Source organism: Pigmentiphaga sp. CHJ604, assembly GCF_036972535.1.
Lineage (GTDB): Bacteria > Pseudomonadota > Gammaproteobacteria > Burkholderiales > Burkholderiaceae_B > Pigmentiphaga > Pigmentiphaga daeguensis.
The window spans coordinates 2,555,628-2,570,859 of record NZ_CP136998.1; the positions used below are offsets into that span (position 1 = coordinate 2,555,628).

Annotated in this window: 17 protein-coding genes; 14 read left to right on the forward strand and 3 right to left on the reverse strand. The window is 67.1% G+C overall.

The features are described 5' to 3' along the window. The first annotated feature begins 35 nt into the window (after positions 1-35). Positions 36-239 (forward strand): hypothetical protein, encoded by a 204-nt coding sequence (locus R4823_RS12325; RefSeq protein ID WP_087841084.1) that lies wholly within the window; start codon positions 36-38, stop codon positions 237-239. 12 nt (positions 240-251) lie between these two features. Here the strand turns inward: R4823_RS12325 and R4823_RS12330 are convergent, their stop codons facing one another. Then, entirely contained in the window at positions 252-1,157 is a 906-nt protein-coding gene (locus R4823_RS12330) for a LysR family transcriptional regulator (protein WP_338618801.1), read from the reverse strand. 117 nt (positions 1,158-1,274) lie between these two features. On the opposite strand from R4823_RS12330, the gene R4823_RS12335 reads away from it, so the two are divergent. Genes R4823_RS12335 through R4823_RS12345 form a run of 3 tightly spaced genes read left to right on the forward strand, consistent with a single transcriptional unit; the run spans position 1,275 to position 4,394 of the window. Further along, the gene (locus tag R4823_RS12335) at positions 1,275-2,435 is read left to right on the forward strand and encodes a mandelate racemase/muconate lactonizing enzyme family protein (protein WP_132980288.1); all 1,161 of its coding nucleotides are present in this window, start codon (positions 1,275-1,277) and stop codon (positions 2,433-2,435) included. A gap of 38 nt (positions 2,436-2,473) precedes the next feature. After that, positions 2,474-3,433, forward strand: coding sequence for a tripartite tricarboxylate transporter substrate binding protein (locus R4823_RS12340; RefSeq protein ID WP_338618804.1), 960 nt, complete (start codon positions 2,474-2,476; stop codon positions 3,431-3,433). Positions 3,434-3,437: 4 nt separating this feature from the next. Continuing rightward, positions 3,438-4,394 (forward strand): NAD(P)-dependent oxidoreductase, encoded by a 957-nt coding sequence (locus tag R4823_RS12345; RefSeq protein WP_338618806.1) that lies wholly within the window; start codon positions 3,438-3,440, stop codon positions 4,392-4,394. 15 nt (positions 4,395-4,409) lie between these two features. Here R4823_RS12345 and R4823_RS12350 read toward each other — a convergent pair whose 3' ends face one another. Beyond that, positions 4,410-5,405 (reverse strand): aldolase/citrate lyase family protein, encoded by a 996-nt coding sequence (locus R4823_RS12350; RefSeq protein ID WP_279820004.1) that lies wholly within the window; start codon positions 5,403-5,405, stop codon positions 4,410-4,412. Between the two features lie 468 nt (positions 5,406-5,873). Then, a complete protein-coding gene (locus R4823_RS12355; protein ID WP_087841090.1) occupies positions 5,874-6,860 on the reverse strand; it encodes a malate dehydrogenase in 987 nt (328 codons plus the stop codon). A 377-nt stretch (positions 6,861-7,237) separates the two neighbouring features. On the opposite strand from R4823_RS12355, the gene R4823_RS12360 reads away from it, so the two are divergent. The 10 genes from R4823_RS12360 to R4823_RS12405 all read left to right on the forward strand — a co-directional run bounded on the left by R4823_RS12360 (position 7,238) and on the right by R4823_RS12405 (position 15,212). Further along, positions 7,238-7,978 carry a GntR family transcriptional regulator gene (locus tag R4823_RS12360; protein ID WP_207958678.1) on the forward strand — a complete coding sequence of 247 codons (741 nt, stop codon included), beginning with the start codon at positions 7,238-7,240 and terminating at the stop codon, positions 7,976-7,978. A gap of 214 nt (positions 7,979-8,192) precedes the next feature. Next, the gene (sdhC, locus tag R4823_RS12365) at positions 8,193-8,606 is read left to right on the forward strand and encodes a succinate dehydrogenase, cytochrome b556 subunit (RefSeq protein ID WP_087841092.1); all 414 of its coding nucleotides are present in this window, start codon (positions 8,193-8,195) and stop codon (positions 8,604-8,606) included. Next, entirely contained in the window at positions 8,606-8,989 is a 384-nt protein-coding gene (sdhD, locus tag R4823_RS12370) for a succinate dehydrogenase, hydrophobic membrane anchor protein (protein ID WP_087841093.1), read from the forward strand. The genes sdhC and sdhD overlap by 1 nt, the downstream gene beginning before the upstream one ends. Before the next feature lie 3 nt (positions 8,990-8,992). Beyond that, on the forward strand, positions 8,993-10,771 hold the full coding sequence (gene sdhA / locus R4823_RS12375; RefSeq protein WP_087841094.1) for a succinate dehydrogenase flavoprotein subunit: 1,779 nt from the start codon (positions 8,993-8,995) through the stop codon (positions 10,769-10,771). A gap of 108 nt (positions 10,772-10,879) precedes the next feature. Beyond that, on the forward strand, positions 10,880-11,596 hold the full coding sequence (locus tag R4823_RS12380) for a succinate dehydrogenase iron-sulfur subunit (protein WP_087841095.1): 717 nt from the start codon (positions 10,880-10,882) through the stop codon (positions 11,594-11,596). 7 nt (positions 11,597-11,603) lie between these two features. Further along, the gene (locus tag R4823_RS12385; protein WP_087841148.1) at positions 11,604-11,864 is read left to right on the forward strand and encodes a succinate dehydrogenase assembly factor 2; all 261 of its coding nucleotides are present in this window, start codon (positions 11,604-11,606) and stop codon (positions 11,862-11,864) included. A 46-nt stretch (positions 11,865-11,910) separates the two neighbouring features. Further along, entirely contained in the window at positions 11,911-13,221 is a 1,311-nt protein-coding gene (gltA, locus tag R4823_RS12390; RefSeq protein WP_338618812.1) for a citrate synthase, read from the forward strand. Between the two features lie 208 nt (positions 13,222-13,429). Continuing rightward, positions 13,430-13,687, forward strand: a complete 258-nt coding sequence (locus R4823_RS12395; RefSeq protein WP_338618814.1) for a hypothetical protein — start codon at positions 13,430-13,432, stop codon at positions 13,685-13,687. Next, the gene (locus tag R4823_RS12400) at positions 13,684-14,793 is read left to right on the forward strand and encodes a class I SAM-dependent methyltransferase (protein WP_338618816.1); all 1,110 of its coding nucleotides are present in this window, start codon (positions 13,684-13,686) and stop codon (positions 14,791-14,793) included. Before R4823_RS12395 ends, R4823_RS12400 begins: the two co-directional genes overlap by 4 nt. After that, entirely contained in the window at positions 14,790-15,212 is a 423-nt protein-coding gene (locus tag R4823_RS12405; RefSeq protein WP_338618818.1) for a hypothetical protein, read from the forward strand. The genes R4823_RS12400 and R4823_RS12405 overlap by 4 nt, the downstream gene beginning before the upstream one ends. Positions 15,213-15,232 lie beyond the last annotated feature (20 nt).

A 15,232-nucleotide genomic window follows, 5' to 3' on the forward strand; every position in this document is an offset into this window, starting at 1 on the left:
ATGCCATGTGGCGTGATTTTCGATGGAACCGGCCTATGGCTACCGACAAAGACAACGATCCCGACCTGCAAGCCCTGATCCAGTGGTGCACCGAAGTGGAGGGCTTCCTGGTGGCCGCGGGCGCGAGCCGCGAAGAGGCCCAGGACTACATCGAGCAGGAAGCCGAGTGGTTCACCGACCAGTTCTACGACGGGCTGACCCCCGAGGAAGCCGCCAAGGCCAGCTTGAACGACCAGTAGTCCCGGCTCCGGTCACGGCCGTCCGCGCCGTGGCCGCGCCGGCCGGATCAGGGCGATGAGCTGGTCCGTGACCGGTTGCAGCGCCTGCCTGGGCCAGACCACGTGGATGGGGCGCTCGGGCAGGGCGTGCGCGACCTTCAATATCCTGAGGCTGCCGTTACCGGCATGGCGCCGCGCGACCTGCCGCGGCATGACGGCCAGCATGGGCGTGCCCGGCAGCACGCTGGCGATGGCGTCGTAGGTCCGCGCCGCCACCCGGCAGGCGGGGGGCGGCACGCCGTGGTGCTGCCAATAGCGGTCGAACTCCAGCCGCGAGGGGGTCTCCGGCGCCGGCGCGGCGAACGGATGCCGCGCCAGGGTCCCGGGTGTCAGCGGTCCGTCGGACATGTCCGGGCCGGGTACGCCGCACACGAACACGTTGCGGTCCAGGTAGAGCTGGCGCGAGAGCAGGTTAGGCGGCATTTCCCCGAACAGCGAGAGGATCGCCAGGTCCAGTTCCCCCCGTGCCAGGGCCGCGAGCAGGGTCAGGCTGTCGTCTTCCCGCAGGTCGATCTCGACCTCGTCGGCCAGCGCGCCGGCGGGGCGATGCAGCAGGCCGGGCACGACCAGGTCCAGCGCGCGGGGAATGCACCCCACGCGCAGGTGCCAGCGGCCGTCCCGCGCCATGTCCTGCAGGCGCCGCACGTCGGCGGCGACGCGGCGCGCCACCTGCTCGGCCAGGGCGCCCGCCGCCGTGGCTCGGCTGCCCTGGGCCGAGCGCTCGAACAGCCGCACGCCCATGCGTTCCTCGGCCTCGCGCAGCAGCCGCGACAGGGCGGGCTGGGAGGTTTCCAGGGCGATGGCCGCCTGGTGCAGCGATCCGGTCTCGGCGGTGGCCAGCACGGCGCGCAGGTGGCGAAGTTCCAGGGATTTGCTCATGATGGGGGGATAAGGGGGATGCGAATCTGATATCGATATATCTCATATCCATATCATTTTCAAATAACCTGGGCTTGCGTACGCTGGCGGCATTCCAACCCATGCAAGGGGCAAGTCGTGAAAGTGCGAAACGCCGAGTGCCTGACCGTTCATCCCGGCTGGCGCAAGAACCTTATCTTCATCCGGCTCGAGCTCGAGGACGGTACCGTCGGCTGGGGCGAAAGCTACAGCCAGTACGACCGCGACGAGGCCGTGGCGGCGCAGGCGCGCGAACTGCTGCGCTACCTGGTGGGGCGCGACGTCTTCAACATCCGGTATTTCTGCCAGGTGGCGTTCGACGACTATGCCCAGCGCCGCTCTTCCCTGGAGTTCTGGAGCGCGCTGTCGGGCATCGAGATGGCGATGTGGGACGCCGTGGGCAAGCTGCTCGGGCAGCCCGTGCACCGGCTGCTGGGCGGACGGTGCCGCGAGCGCGTGCGCGTCTACGCGAACGGGTGGGGGTACAAGCTCAAGACGCCCGATGACTATGCCCGCGCGGCCGAGCAGGTGGTGGCCGCCGGCTTCGACGCGCTGAAGTTCGACCCGCTGCCGCGGCCCTGGCGTACCTATATTCCGCGCGAGCACATACTGCACGCCGTCGCGGTGGTGCGCGCCGTGCGGGACGCGGTCGGCCCGGGCGTCGAGCTGCTGCTCGACCTGCACCGCCGGCTGGCGCCGGTGCATGCCATCGAGCTGGCGCGACAACTGGAACCGCTGAATCCGTACTGGATAGAAGAGCCGTGCCAGAAGGAGAACATGGAGGCGATCCAGGAAGTGCGCCAGGCCACGACCATCCCGGTGGTGACGGGCGAGGCGCTGTATGGCCGCGCGGATTTCCGCAGCGTGTTCCGCAGCCGGGCCGCCGACATCATCAACCCGGACGTGTCCAACTGCGGCGGCATCCTGGAACTGCTGTTCATCGCCGCGCAGGCCGAGACCGAGATGATCGCGGTGTCCCCGCACAACTACAACTCGACGCTGCTGTCGCTGTCGGCCACGGTGCACGCGGCGGCCTGCATGCCCAACTTCACGATCACCGAGTACTTCGTTCCTTTCGAGGAGTTCTCGCAGCGCATCTCGCGCCAGGCGCTCGTGCCGGTGGACGGCCACATCCGGGTGCCCGAGCTGCCCGGACTGGGGCTGGACATCGACGAGGCGGCGCTGCGGTCCATGCCCTCGCGTCCGTATCCGACGCGCAGCCTGCGGCACAGCGAGGACGATCTGCAAGCCACGTTCTGACCGCGCGTTCCACGACAACGACAAGCAAGGAGACGATCATGAATTTTCCGGTCCGTTGGTGGGGCGCCTGCGCCCTGACGGGGATGATGCTGGCGGCGTCGCCGGCACGGGCGGCGGAATGGCCCGAGCGCCCGCTGCACTTCATCACGACCTCCGCAGCCGGCTCGCCGCTCGACACGATGATGCGCGCGCTGGGCAAGGAACTGGGCGACGTGCTCGGGCAGACGGTGGTGGTGGAGAACCGCCCCGGCGGCACGGGGGCGGTGGGCATGAACATGGCCTTGAACGCGCCGGCCGACGGTTACACGGTCGTGTCGGCCACCGGGTCCACGTCGTTCCTGATGGCCGAGAAGGACAGCCGTTTCCAGCCGTCCGATTTCATTTTCCTGCGCGCCTTGCAGACCGAGCCGTCCAGCGTGGCGGTGCGCAAGGACAGCCCGTACCACAGCCTGAAGGACCTGGTCGAGGCACTGAAGCGCCAGCCCGACAAGGTCAATATCGGCGGCTACGCCACCGCCGGATTCCACCAATACGTGCTGTACCGCCTGGAGCAGAAGGCCGGCTTCAAGTCCACCTGGATTCCCTACCAGGGCGGCAACCAGGCGCTGCTGGCGCTGATGGGCGGACACCTGCATGCCGCGGTGATCACGCCCAGCACGGCCATGGCCCAGATCCGCAGCGGCGACGTGCGCCTGCTGGGCATCAGCAGCGAGTCGCGCAACGAGTTCTTTCCCGACGTGCCGACCTTTCGCGAGCAGGGGTACGATGTGGTGGAAACGCTGTGGCGCGGCGTGATGGTGATCAAGGGTACGCCGCCCGCGGTCACGGCGCGGCTGGTGCGGGGCATGGAGGATGTCGAGAAGCGGCCCTCGTGGAAGACGTTCATGCGCGAGAACATGCAGGACAGCATGCCCCTGTCGCAACCGGACCTGCAGCGCTTCGTCGCCGGCGAAGTCGCCGACCGGCGGCAGTTCCTGATGTCGCTGCAGAAGAAATAAGGCAATGAATATTCTTTGTTCGGAACGCGGCGCGCGGGAACTGGCCGACGCCGGCCTCCTGGCACGCTGGCCCGGCCGGGTCGACCTGGTCGGCATCGGGCAGGCCGACCAGGCCGACGTGGTCTTCCTGACGCGCGACATCGTCTGGCCGTCCACCGACGACTGGCTGGCGCCGGCCACCGCGGCGTTCTACGACGCGATGCTTGCCGCCCCCAGGCTGCGCTGGGTCCACACCTATGCCTCGGGCGCCGACCGGCGCATCTACCACGACCTGCGCGCGCGCGGCGTGCAGGTCACCAACTCCGCCGGCGCCAACGCCGGCGCGGTGGCGCAGACGGCGCTGGCAGGGTTCCTGTATTTCGCCCGCCGGCTGCACGCGGCGCGCCGCCAGCAACTGGAGAAGCGCTGGCAGCCGATGGCGCACGACGAGGTGCGCGCGTTGCGCAGCACCGAGGCCATGGTGGTGGGGTGGGGCGAGATCGGCAGCCGCATCGGGCAATACCTGTCCACCCTCGGCATGCCGCTGCGGGTGCTGCGCCAGAGCGCGGAACCCGTGGCCGGCGTGGTCGCCACCGGCGGCTACGAGCGCTTCCACGAATGGGTGGGGCAGGTGGACTGGGTGTTCTTCGCCTGCCCGCTGTCGCCGGCCACGCGGGGGTTGTTCAACATGGGCACGCTGGAGGCGCTGCGGGCCGAGCGGCCGCTGGGCGTGGTCAACGTGGCGCGCGGCCCCCTGATCGACACGCAGGCGCTGCTGGCTGCCCATGCGCGCGGCCTGGTGCGCCACGCCCACCTGGACGTCTTCGATACCGAGCCGCTGCCGCCGGACCATCCCCTGTGGGATTGCGAGGATTTCCTCGTGACGCCCCACATGGCCGGGACCTCGGACGGCAACCGCGAAGAGGTCGTCGACCGTTTCCTGGGGCTGCTCGCCCGCTTCCTGGAGGCCGGCGGCAACTGACGCCGGCGGCCCGGTTCAGGAGAAGAACTGGCGCCGTGCCTCGGCCGACACGTCCACGCCGGCGGCATGGGCACGCCGCAGCACGTCCCAGTAGTAGCGGTAGCTGGCGCGGTCGTGCAGCCGGCCGGCTTGCGGATCCCCGTCGCGGATGGGGCCCCAGTCGGCGCGGGCGGCGGCCAGCAGGATGCGCTCGGCGTCCGCGACGTCGGCCGCGGTGGGCGACAGGGCTTCGACGATGGGGTCGATCTGCGAGGGGTGGATGCTCCACATGCGCGTATAGCCGAATTCCTGTCCGGCGCGCCGGGCGGCGCGCGAGATCACGTCGGGTGCGTTCAGTTCGGTGACGACGTTGTGCGAGGGCACCTTGCCGTAGGCGTGGCAGGCGGCCGAGATCTCGAGCTTGGCGCGCGCGATCAGCGGATGGTCGAACTGGCCTTCGGCGGTCAGCGCGTGCGCGGGAATGGCGCCGTGGTGCGAGGATACGAAGTCCATCAGCCCGAAGGACAGGCATTCGATGGCGGGATGGGCGGCGATGCGGAAGACTTCGCGCAGTGCGCCGTGGGTCTCGATCAGCACGTGGACGGGGATCTTGCGGTCCAGTCCCATTTCCATGCCTATGCGTTCGATGGATTCGGCGGCGTTGAGGGCGTCGTTGGCGGAGTTGACCTTGGGGACGGTGATGTAGGCGAGCCGGGGGCCGGCGATGCCGATGAGGATGTCGAGGTCGCTGATGAAGGAGGGGTGGTTGACGTCGTGCACGCGCACGCCGACGCGCCCGTGGCGGTTGGCATCGCTGGCGGCCAGGCGGGCGGCCATTTCGGCGTGCTCGGCCTCGCGGCCGACGGCGGCGCCGTCCTCGCAGTCCAGGGTGACGTCGAACACGGGGCCGGCCTGGGCCTGGCGTTCCAGGCTTTTCTGCATCAGCTTTTCGGAGCCGGCGTAGTGGTCGCAGACGGGGAGGACTGCGGGGGGCTTGGCTGACTGGTGGAGGACTTCGGAGGGGTGTTTCATGGGGTCTGGTCCGGGTTCTTGAGACGGCCGTGTCCGGGGCGATGGGCTGGCGGGGCGCAGCGACGCCGGTCCCGCTGCGCGGGACTTCCCGGTTTTGTCAGGCTTGGCGGGGCGGGCGCAGAACTCGCGCGGGGACAGTCCCCCGGACTGTCCCTACTGCCGCGCTCAGACAGCTGCGCCCTTGCTTCCCCGCCAAGCCTGACAAAACCGGCGGCGCCGAATGCGCCCCGCCAGCCCATCGCCCCGGACACGGCCTGCGGCAGCGAATATTGTCGCGCCGCAGGGGGTAGAGGGGCGAAAAAAAACACGCGAGACGATATCGTACTCGCGTGCTTCCTTGCCGGGCCAAAAGAACGCCGTTCTACGCCAGCCCGGTGTTACCCCAGGATGCGGTGGATCCGGCTTTGCCGGTCCACCCGCATCGCCCCCTTGAGGAGGCGCCCGAAGGGCGTAGGGGGTGGGCTTCCCTTACAGCAGATGCTTGACGCCGTCGCGCTCTTCGGTCAGTTCCTTCAGCGTCAGGTCCATGCGCTCGCGCGAGAAGGCGTCGATCTCGAGGTCCTTGACGACCGCGTACTCGCCGTTCTTCGTGATGACCGGCACGCCGTAGATGATGCCTTCGGGGATGCCGTACGAGCCGTCCGAGGGAACGCCCATCGTGACCCACTTGCCGTTGCTGCCCAGGATCCAGTCGCGGACGTGGTCGATGGCGGCGTTGGCGGCGGAGGCGGCGGAGGACAGGCCGCGGGCGTCGATGATGGCGGCGCCGCGCTTGCCGACGGTGGGGATGAACACGTTGCGGTTCCACTCGTCGTCATTGACCACCGACAGGGCGGGCTTGCCGGCCAGGGTGGCGAAGCGGTAGTCGGGGTACATCGTGGGCGAGTGGTTGCCCCAGACGATGAGCTTCTCGATGTCGCCGACGGCGCAGCCGGCCTTGGCGGCCAGTTGCGACAGGGCGCGGTTGTGGTCCAGGCGCAGCATGGCGGTGAAGTTGCGGGCGGGCAGGTCCGGGGCCGACTTCATCGCGATGTAGGCGTTGGTGTTGGCGGGGTTGCCCACGACCAGCACCTTGACGTTGCGGCTGGCGACGGCGTTCAGGGCCTTGCCCTGGGCCGTGAAGATCTGCGCGTTGACGGTCAGCAGGTCCTTGCGCTCCATGCCGGGGCCGCGGGGGCGCGCGCCCACCAGCAGGGCCACGTCGGCGTCCTTGAAGGCGGTCATGGGGTCGCTGTGGGCGGTGACTTCCTGCAGCAGCGGGAAGGCGCAGTCCTCGAGCTCCATGATGACGCCCTTGAGCGCTTTCTGCGCCTTTTCATCGGGGATTTCCAGCAGCTGCAGGATGACCGGCTGGTCCTTGCCGAGCATTTCGCCGGAAGCGATGCGGAACAACAGGGCGTAGCCGATCTGGCCGGCGGCGCCGGTGACGGCGACGCGCATTGCGGGCTTGGTCATATGAGTCTCCGAAGAGGATGGGGGTGAGTGAGAATGACGCGACGCGCAGTGTAACTCCGCGAGGGAAGGGCACGGCGCGATACACGATGGAGAACCGGGGACGGGAGATCGACGGCCACGGCCAGGCCAGGGCGGCTGGGCGCCAGGGTGCTGCGGGCGGCGCGGCAAGCGTGGGTCGGCATGATCGTGGGAGTGTAGGAAAATCGCCGTTGAGCGTCAATAAACATATCTTATGTTTTATATAAGACATAAGATTTTTTACGGGTTTGGTTGGACATCGCGGGTTACGCTGTGACACAATCCCGGCCATGCCGTTCAAGCCCCATCCGCCCTGCCTGTCCGCCTCGACCGACGCGCCCGCGACGGCTGGCCCGGCCATGGCCCCGGAGCCGGGTGCCCCGGGCGCGGCATTCAGTCCTTTATACAGGCAAATCAAGGGCCTGATCCTGCAAAGCCTGGATCGCGGCGAATGGAAACCGGGCGAGGCCATCCCCAGCGAGCTGGACCTGGCTGCCCGCTTCAAGGTCAGCCAGGGCACGGTGCGCAAGGCCATCGACGAGCTGGCCGCCGACAACATCCTGCTGCGCCGGCAGGGCAAGGGCACCTTCGTCGCCACCCATCACGAGGACCGCGTCCGGTTCCGCTTCCTGCGCCTGGCGCCCGACGACGGGCAGCACGCCCGCTCGCGCAGCCGCTTCCTGGAGTGCCGCCGCCTGCGCGCGCCAGCCGAGGTGGCCAAGGCGCTCGAGCTGCGCGCGGGCGACAGCGTGGTGCTGGTACGCCGTGTGCTGTCATTCGGCGAGGTCCCCACCGTCATCGACGAGATCTGGCTGCCGGGTTCCCTGTTCAGGGGGCTGACGGCCGAACGCCTGGCCGAATACAAGGGCCCGATGTATGGCCTGTTCGAAAGCGAGTTCGGCGTGCGGATGATCCGCGCCGACGAGAAGATCCGCGCGGTCCCGGCCGGAGAGCCGGAGGCCGAGCTGTTGGATATCGAGGCGGGAACGCCTCTGCTGCAGGTGGAGCGGATCTCGTTCACCTACGGCGATCGCCCGGTCGAGATGCGCCGTGGGCTGTATCTGACTTCGCGCTACCACTACCGGAACAGCCTCAATTGATGCCGTTTTGGGACACGATTTGATACGGTGGCGCTGAATGGGCGAAAATAGCAGGGTTTGCCTTACTCGGCGGCTTTCGGGCGGCTTTGCGACGCCGGCTCCTGGAACCCCGACGAGAGCCTGGCCTGCCGGCCCGGTTTTCCTAGACGACTCCTGACGCCCAGTCTCGCAACAATGGTTTTTTCATGGTTCGCTTACTTTACCCGAGGTCGTGATGTCCGACTCTGCCGCAAAACCCCGCCCACAGTTCAGAAACATCAATATCACGCAGATCGCGCGCTACCGGCTGCCGCTGGCCGGCAAGGTGTCGATCCTGCACCGCGTTTCCGGCTTCGCGCTGTTCCTGGCGCTGCCGCTGGTGCTGCTGCCGCTGTTCGAGCGCAGCCTGATTTCTGAGATCGGCTTCGCGCAGTTCCACGATTTCGTTTCCCATCCCCTGGTCAAGATCGTCCTGCTGGGCCTGATCTGGGCGTACCTGCATCATTTCTGTGCGGGCATCCGGTTCCTGGCGCTGGATCTGCACAAGGGACTGGAAAAGCACACCGCCCAGCGCACCGCGGGCATCGTGCTGGTCGTCAGCCTGGCGCTGACCGTCGTCTTCGGTTTGAAACTGTTCGGAGTATTCTGATGTCGGCCCCGCAAAATATCGGTCCCAAGCGCCTGGTCGTCGGCGCGCACTACGGCGTGAAGGACTGGATCCTCCAGCGCATCACCGCCGTCATCCTGGTCGTCTACACGCTGGTGCTGGGCATCGGCGCGCTGGTCACTCCGGAATTCACCTACGAAAACTGGGTGCGCCTGTTCAATTTCGAAGTGCTCAGCTTCCCCCTGGGCAAGCTGCTGGCCATGCTGGCCTTCCTGTCGCTTGCCTATCACGCCTGGATCGGCGTGCGTGACATCTGGATGGACTACGTCAAGCCGACGGGCATCCGCCTGGCGCTGCAAGTCCTGACCGTTCTGTGGCTGGTCGGCTCCGTCGTCTATGCCGCTCAAATTCTGTGGAGAATCTAAGTCGTGGCCGCCGTTAAATCTTCTCTTCCGCGCCGCCAGTTCGATGTGGTGGTCGTCGGCGCCGGTGGATCCGGCATGCGTTGCTCGCTGCAGCTGGCCCAGGCCGGCCTGAGCGTCGCCGTCTTCTCCAAGGTGTTCCCGACCCGTTCGCACACCGTCGCGGCGCAGGGCGGCATCGGCGCCTCGCTGGGCAACATGAGCGAGGACAACTGGTTCTGGCACATGTACGACACCGTCAAGGGGTCGGACTGGCTGGGCGACCAGGACGCCATCGAATTCATGTGCCGCGAGGCCACCAACGCGGTCTACGAGCTCGAGCACTTCGGCATGCCGTTCGACCGCAACCCCAACGGCACGATCTACCAGCGTCCGTTCGGCGGCCATACCGCCAACTTCGGCGAAAAGCCGGTGCAGCGCGCCTGTGCCGCCGCCGACCGGACCGGCCACGCGCTGCTGCACACCCTCTACCAGCGCAACGTCGCCGCCCGTACCCAGTTCTTCGTCGAATGGATGGCGCTGGACCTCATCCGTGACGCCGAGGGCGACGTGGTGGGCGTGACCGCGCTGGAAATGGAAACCGGCGAGATCTACATCTTCGAAGCCAAGACCACCGTGCTGGCCACGGGCGGCGCGGGCCGGATCTGGGCCGCCTCGACCAACGCCTTCATCAACACCGGCGACGGCCTGGGCATGGCGGCGCGCGCGGGCCTGCCGCTGGAAGACATGGAGTTCTGGCAATTCCATCCCACCGGCGTGGCCGGTGCCGGCGTGCTGATCACCGAAGGCGTGCGCGGCGAGGGCGGCATCCTGCTGAACAAGGATGGCGAACGCTTCATGGAGCGCTACGCGCCCACGCTGAAGGACCTGGCGCCGCGCGACTTCGTCTCGCGCTCGATGGACCAGGAAATCAAGGAAGGCCGCGGTGCCGGCCCCAACGGCGACTACGTGCTGCTCAAGCTCGACCACCTGGGCGCCGAGACCATCAACAAGCGCCTGCCGTCGATCCGCGAGATCGCGATCAAGTTCGCGAACGTCGATCCCATCAAGGAACCGATCCCGGTCGTTCCGACCATCCACTACCAGATGGGCGGCATCCCGACCAACTACCACGGCCAGGTGGTCGTGCCCAAGGACGGCAATCCCAATGCCGTGGTCAACGGCCTGTACGCCATCGGCGAGTGCGCGTGCGTGTCGGTGCACGGTGCCAACCGCCTGGGCACGAACTCGCTGCTCGACCTGGTGGTGTTCGGCCGCGCGGCCGGCAACCACATCGTCGGCGCCGATCTGAAGCGCCGCAGCCACAAGGCCCTGCCGGGCGACGCCGCCGACTTCACGCTGGGCCGCGTCGACGCGATGGAAAGCCGCAAGCAGGGCGAGCGCGTGCAGGACGTCGCCAACGACATCCGCAACTCCATGCAGCGCCACTGCGGCGTGTTCCGCACCCAGGCGCTGCTGGACGAGGGCGTGGGGCAGATCCTGGAACTGGCCGAGCGTGCCAAGAGCGTGGCCTTCCAGGACCATTCCAAGGTCTTCAACATGGCACGCGTGGAAGCGCTGGAGCTGGAGAACCTGATCGAAGTGGCGAAGGCGACCATCGTGTCGGCCGCGGCCCGCAACGAGAGCCGCGGCGCCCATGCGCACAGCGACTTCCCCGAGCGCGACGACCAGAACTGGCTGCGCCACTCGCTGTGGTACTCCGAAGGCAACCGCCTGGACTACAAGCCCGTGACGATGAAGCCGCTGACCGTCGACAGCTTCCCGCCCAAAGCTAGGACTTTTTAACCCCCCCTACGCGCTGACGCGCGCCCCCCAGGGGGCGGCGCTGGCGGACCGGCAAAGCCGGATCCGCGGCGCCCAGGGTGAGGACCCCAACTTTTTTGGAGTGCTCTGATGAGTGCTAAACGTGTTGTGAAGTTCGAAATCTACCGCTACGACCCCGACAAGGACGAGCGTCCCTACATGCAGAAGCTCGAGGTCGAGCTGGGCCCGAACGACAAGATGCTGCTTGACGCGCTGGTGCGCATCAAGAACGACGTCGACGACAGCCTGTCCTTCCGCCGCTCGTGCCGCGAGGGCGTGTGCGGGTCCGACGCCATGAACATCAACGGCAAGAACGGCCTGTCGTGCACGACCAACCTGCTCGACCTGAAGCAGCCCATCGTGCTCAAGCCGCTGCCCGGTCTGCCGGTCATCCGCGACCTGATCGTGGACATGACCCACTTCTTCAACCAGTACCACTCGGTCAAGCCGTTCCTGATCAACGACACGCCGCCGCCCGAGAAGGAGCGCCTGCAGTCGCCCGAGGCCCGCGAGGAGCTGGACGGCCTGTATGAGTGTATTCTGTGTGCTTGCTGCTCGACGTCGTGCCCGTCGTTCTGGTGGAACCCCGACAAGTTCGTGGGGCCGGCCGGACTGCTGCAGGCCTACCGCTTCCTCGCGGACAGCCGCGACGAGGCGACCGGGGAACGTTTGGACAACCTCGAGGATCCATACCGTTTGTTCCGTTGCCACACCATCATGAACTGCGTCGACGTCTGTCCCAAGGGGCTGAACCCCACCCGGGCAATAGGCAAGATCAAGGAAATGATGGCCCGGCGGGCGATCTGACGCCGTGGTGCCGGAGTTTTCCCTGCATGACCGGACGCGCCTGCGCTGGCGCGCCCGGCGCGGGCTGCTCGAGAACGACCTGATACTGACGCGTTTCCTGGACGCGTACGAATCCCGGCTCACCGACGCCGACGTGGCGGAGTTGACCCGGTTGCTCGAGCTGTCCGACAACGAGCTGATGGACTATCTGCTGGCTCGCAAGGAGCCCGAGGGAGACCTTGCCACGCCGGCCATGCAGGACTTGCTGAAGCGGCTGCGCTCGGTGTGAGCGGCCGAGTCCATGTGAACTGATTTTGATGGAAGAGGAACATCCGATGAAACTGTCCGACAAGAAAGCGATCCTGACCTTCTCCGATGGGAGCCAGGGTGCCGAGTTTCCGGTTTATGAAGGCACGATCGGCCCGTCGGTCGTGGATATCCGCAAGCTGTACGCGCAAACCGGGATGTTCACTCTCGACCCTGGTTTCATGTCGACGGCGGCTTGCTCGTCCAGCATCACCTACATCGATGGCGACAAGGGTGAACTGCTGTACCGCGGCTATCCGATCGAACAGCTGGCGGTCAAGTGCGACTTCCTGGAAACCAGCTACCTGATCCTGAACGGCGAGCTGCCCAACGCCAAGCAGAAGGCCGACTTCGACCATCTGGTGACCCATCACACCATGGTCAACGAGCAGTTGCAGTTCTTCCTGCGCGGATTCCGCCGCGACGCCCACCCGATGGCCGTGCTGACCGGCCTGGTCGGCGCGCTGTCGGCGTTCTACCACGACTCGATCGACATCACCCAGCCCAAGCACCGCGAGATCTCGGCCATCCGCCTGATCGCCAAGATGCCTACGCTGGTGGCCATGGCCTACAAGTACTCGGTCGGCCAGCCCTACGTCTATCCGAAGAACGACCTGTCCTACACCGGCAACTTCCTGCGCATGATGTTCGCCACGCCGTGCGAGGAATACCAGGTGAATCCGGTCATCGAGCGCGCGCTCGACCGCATCTTCATCCTGCACGCCGACCACGAGCAGAACGCCTCGACCTCGACCGTGCGCCTGTGCGGCTCGTCGGGCACCAATCCGTTCGCGGCCATCGCGGCGGGCGTGGCTTGCCTGTGGGGTCCGGCCCACGGCGGCGCCAACGAAGCGGCGCTGCAGATGCTGGAAGACCTCCTGGCCGCCGGCGGCGTCGACAAGCTGGGCGAGTTCGTCGCCAAGGTCAAGGACAAGAACTCGGGCGTGCGCCTGATGGGCTTCGGCCACCGCGTCTACAAGAACTACGATCCGCGCGCCAAGCTGATGCAGGAAACCTGCCGCGAAGTGCTCGAAGCCCTGGGCCTGCAGGACGATCCGCTGTTCAAGCTGGCCATGGCCCTGGAAAAGATCGCCCTGGAAGACGATTACTTCGTCCAGCGCAAGCTGTACCCGAACGTCGATTTCTACTCGGGTATCGTCCAGCGCGCCATCGGCATCCCGACCCAGCTGTTCACGGCCATCTTCGCGCTGGCCCGCACCGTGGGCTGGATCGCGCAGTGGGATGAAATGATCTCCGATCCCGACTACAAGATCGGTCGCCCCCGCCAGCTGTTCACCGGTTCGCCCTCGCGCGACGTGCCGGACCTGGACAAGCGTTGATCCCCTGGCCGGCGGCTTGCCGCCGGCGAATGGGTGCTTCCGGAAAAACCCGCCTGCTTGCAGGCGGGTTTTTTTTATGTGCTGCACCGTTTACTGTCAACAGTTAACGAGGGGCTATCTAGGGAAAACGTAGACAGGTAACCATTGTCAATCCAGTGATCATTCATTAATGTGTCAACACATTAGCGTATTGATGACGGTTCATGACATGACCTTGGCTACCCCATCGGCCGCGGTTCGGCCGGAGCAGACCTTTTTCAACGATCCGGTGCTCGATCGCCTCATGGGGGTGACGATGGCGCTGGCCGCCGAAGTGCACATGCTGCGCGAGCGCGTGCGTGACCTGGAGGAGGCAAGGGGGCCGGGGTTGCCCGACGCCGCCGAGCGGCGGGACGATGCGGCGTCCTTCGCCGCCCATGTGCTGGAGCCGCTGCTGGGACGGCAGTCGGCCAGGGGGCCGCTGTGAAGGACGTCGCGCAAGCCCCGGCCCGCGGCGACGACGAGCGGGACCGTGCCGCCTACCAGCGCTTCGTCTCGGCCGCGCGCGGCTACTGGGCGAGCGAGATGTTCACCTCGCTGCTCGGCCAGATCGAGCGCGACATTCCCGCCTGGCATGCCTTCCGTGCCACGGCGGCGGGTTTCCGGACCCGGGTCGAAGGGCATCCCACGCATCAGGTCTTCGCGTGGATGGAGCGGCACCTGCAGCGGATGCGCTACTCCGGGCCATACGGTCTGGTCGCGGGGGTCGAGGCCTGCCGCGAAGTCCTGAGCGGGGTGCTGGACGAGCCCTTGCCCCCGGGGCTGCTGAGCCTGGATCCGGACCTGCGGCCGCCCGCCTACTATGCCGAATGGGACATCCACCAGCATCCGGGCGGCCTGGGCGGCGATTCGCTGGCAGCCTTCGTCTACCAGGACGCGGTCGGTGGAGGGGTCGTCGGCAAGCCGGCCCTGCATGAACGCTTCGCGCAGGCGGTGCTCGCGGCCTGCCAGCCGGCGCGGGTGCTGGACATGGGCTGCGGGTTCGGACGCAGCAGCGTGGCGTTCGCCCGGGCCGCGCCCGGGCTTCGCGTGCACGGCATCGACCTGTCCGCCAGTTGCGTGTCGCTGGCGGCGCACGACGCCCCGTCCGCATTGCGTCCGCGGCTCAGCTTCGCCCAGGCCGATGCGCTGGCCAGCGGATTGCCGGACGCCAGCTTCGACCTGGTCACGTCCACGATGCTGTTGCACGAGATGCCGGAAGACGCGGTTCGCGCCTTGATCCGCGAGACGGGACGCCTGACCGCGCCCGGCGGGATGGTCGCGCACCTGGATTTCCTGCCACCGGCCGATCCGCTGCTGGCGCTGCTCTACGCCGGCCACGCGCGGCGCAACAACGAACCCTACTTGCTGGAGCACAGCCGGATCGATCTCGCGGCGGCCTATCGCGCGGCGGGATTCGAGCATGTCGAGGTCACCGATTTCGCGGAAGAGGCCGGCGCGCTGTCGAGCCCTCCGCGGGCCTGGCGATTGCCTTGGAAGATGATCCTGGCCCGCAAGCCCGGCGAGACCGAAGGGCAGGGGAGACCGCAATGACGGGACGACCACCGGACATGCAGGCCGCCATCGACGTGATAGGGGATTACCTGGCCGCGCTGGAGGCCCGCGAGGTGGACCGGGCGCAGGCCCGGCTGCACGAGGGGGCGCGCATCATCGGGCCCGGGGGCAGTCCGGCCGCTTCGGTGGCCGGGATCGTCGCCAACTCGTCCCGCCGGTATCAATGGGTGGGCAAGCACATCGAGCGCTACGACGCCATGCCGGCGGACGATGGCGGGGTCATCGTCTATTGCATGGGCACGCTGCATGGGCGTTGGCCCGACGGCACGGCCTTCGACGGCATCCGTTTCATCGACCGCTTCGAACTGCGCGAGGGCCGCATCCTAAGCCAGCAGGTCTGGAACGATGCGGCCGAGCACAGGCTCAGGCGCGCGGCGGCCGCAGCCGGCACCGCATAGCCGCAATCGGATTTTCCACC

Bases quoted from the DNA above. Each gene is read 5' to 3' on its own strand.
- sdhD (WP_087841093.1), top strand. From the start codon at position 8,606: ATGTCGGCCCCGCAAAATATCGGTCCCAAGCGCCTGGTCGTCGGCGCG.
- R4823_RS12330 (WP_338618801.1), bottom strand. From the start codon at position 1,157: ATGAGCAAATCCCTGGAACTTCGCCACCTGCGCGCCGTGCTGGCCACC.
- R4823_RS12345 (WP_338618806.1), top strand. From the start codon at position 3,438: ATGAATATTCTTTGTTCGGAACGCGGCGCGCGGGAACTGGCCGACGCC.
- R4823_RS12360 (WP_207958678.1), top strand. From the start codon at position 7,238: ATGGCCCCGGAGCCGGGTGCCCCGGGCGCGGCATTCAGTCCTTTATAC.
- sdhC (WP_087841092.1), top strand. From the start codon at position 8,193: ATGTCCGACTCTGCCGCAAAACCCCGCCCACAGTTCAGAAACATCAAT.
- R4823_RS12405 (WP_338618818.1), top strand. From the start codon at position 14,790: ATGACGGGACGACCACCGGACATGCAGGCCGCCATCGACGTGATAGGG.
- R4823_RS12380 (WP_087841095.1), top strand. From the start codon at position 10,880: ATGAGTGCTAAACGTGTTGTGAAGTTCGAAATCTACCGCTACGACCCC.
- R4823_RS12340 (WP_338618804.1), top strand. From the start codon at position 2,474: ATGAATTTTCCGGTCCGTTGGTGGGGCGCCTGCGCCCTGACGGGGATG.
- R4823_RS12325 (WP_087841084.1), top strand. From the start codon at position 36: ATGGCTACCGACAAAGACAACGATCCCGACCTGCAAGCCCTGATCCAG.
- R4823_RS12350 (WP_279820004.1), bottom strand. From the start codon at position 5,405: ATGAAACACCCCTCCGAAGTCCTCCACCAGTCAGCCAAGCCCCCCGCA.
- gltA (WP_338618812.1), top strand. From the start codon at position 11,911: ATGAAACTGTCCGACAAGAAAGCGATCCTGACCTTCTCCGATGGGAGC.
- R4823_RS12395 (WP_338618814.1), top strand. From the start codon at position 13,430: ATGACCTTGGCTACCCCATCGGCCGCGGTTCGGCCGGAGCAGACCTTT.
- R4823_RS12355 (WP_087841090.1), bottom strand. From the start codon at position 6,860: ATGACCAAGCCCGCAATGCGCGTCGCCGTCACCGGCGCCGCCGGCCAG.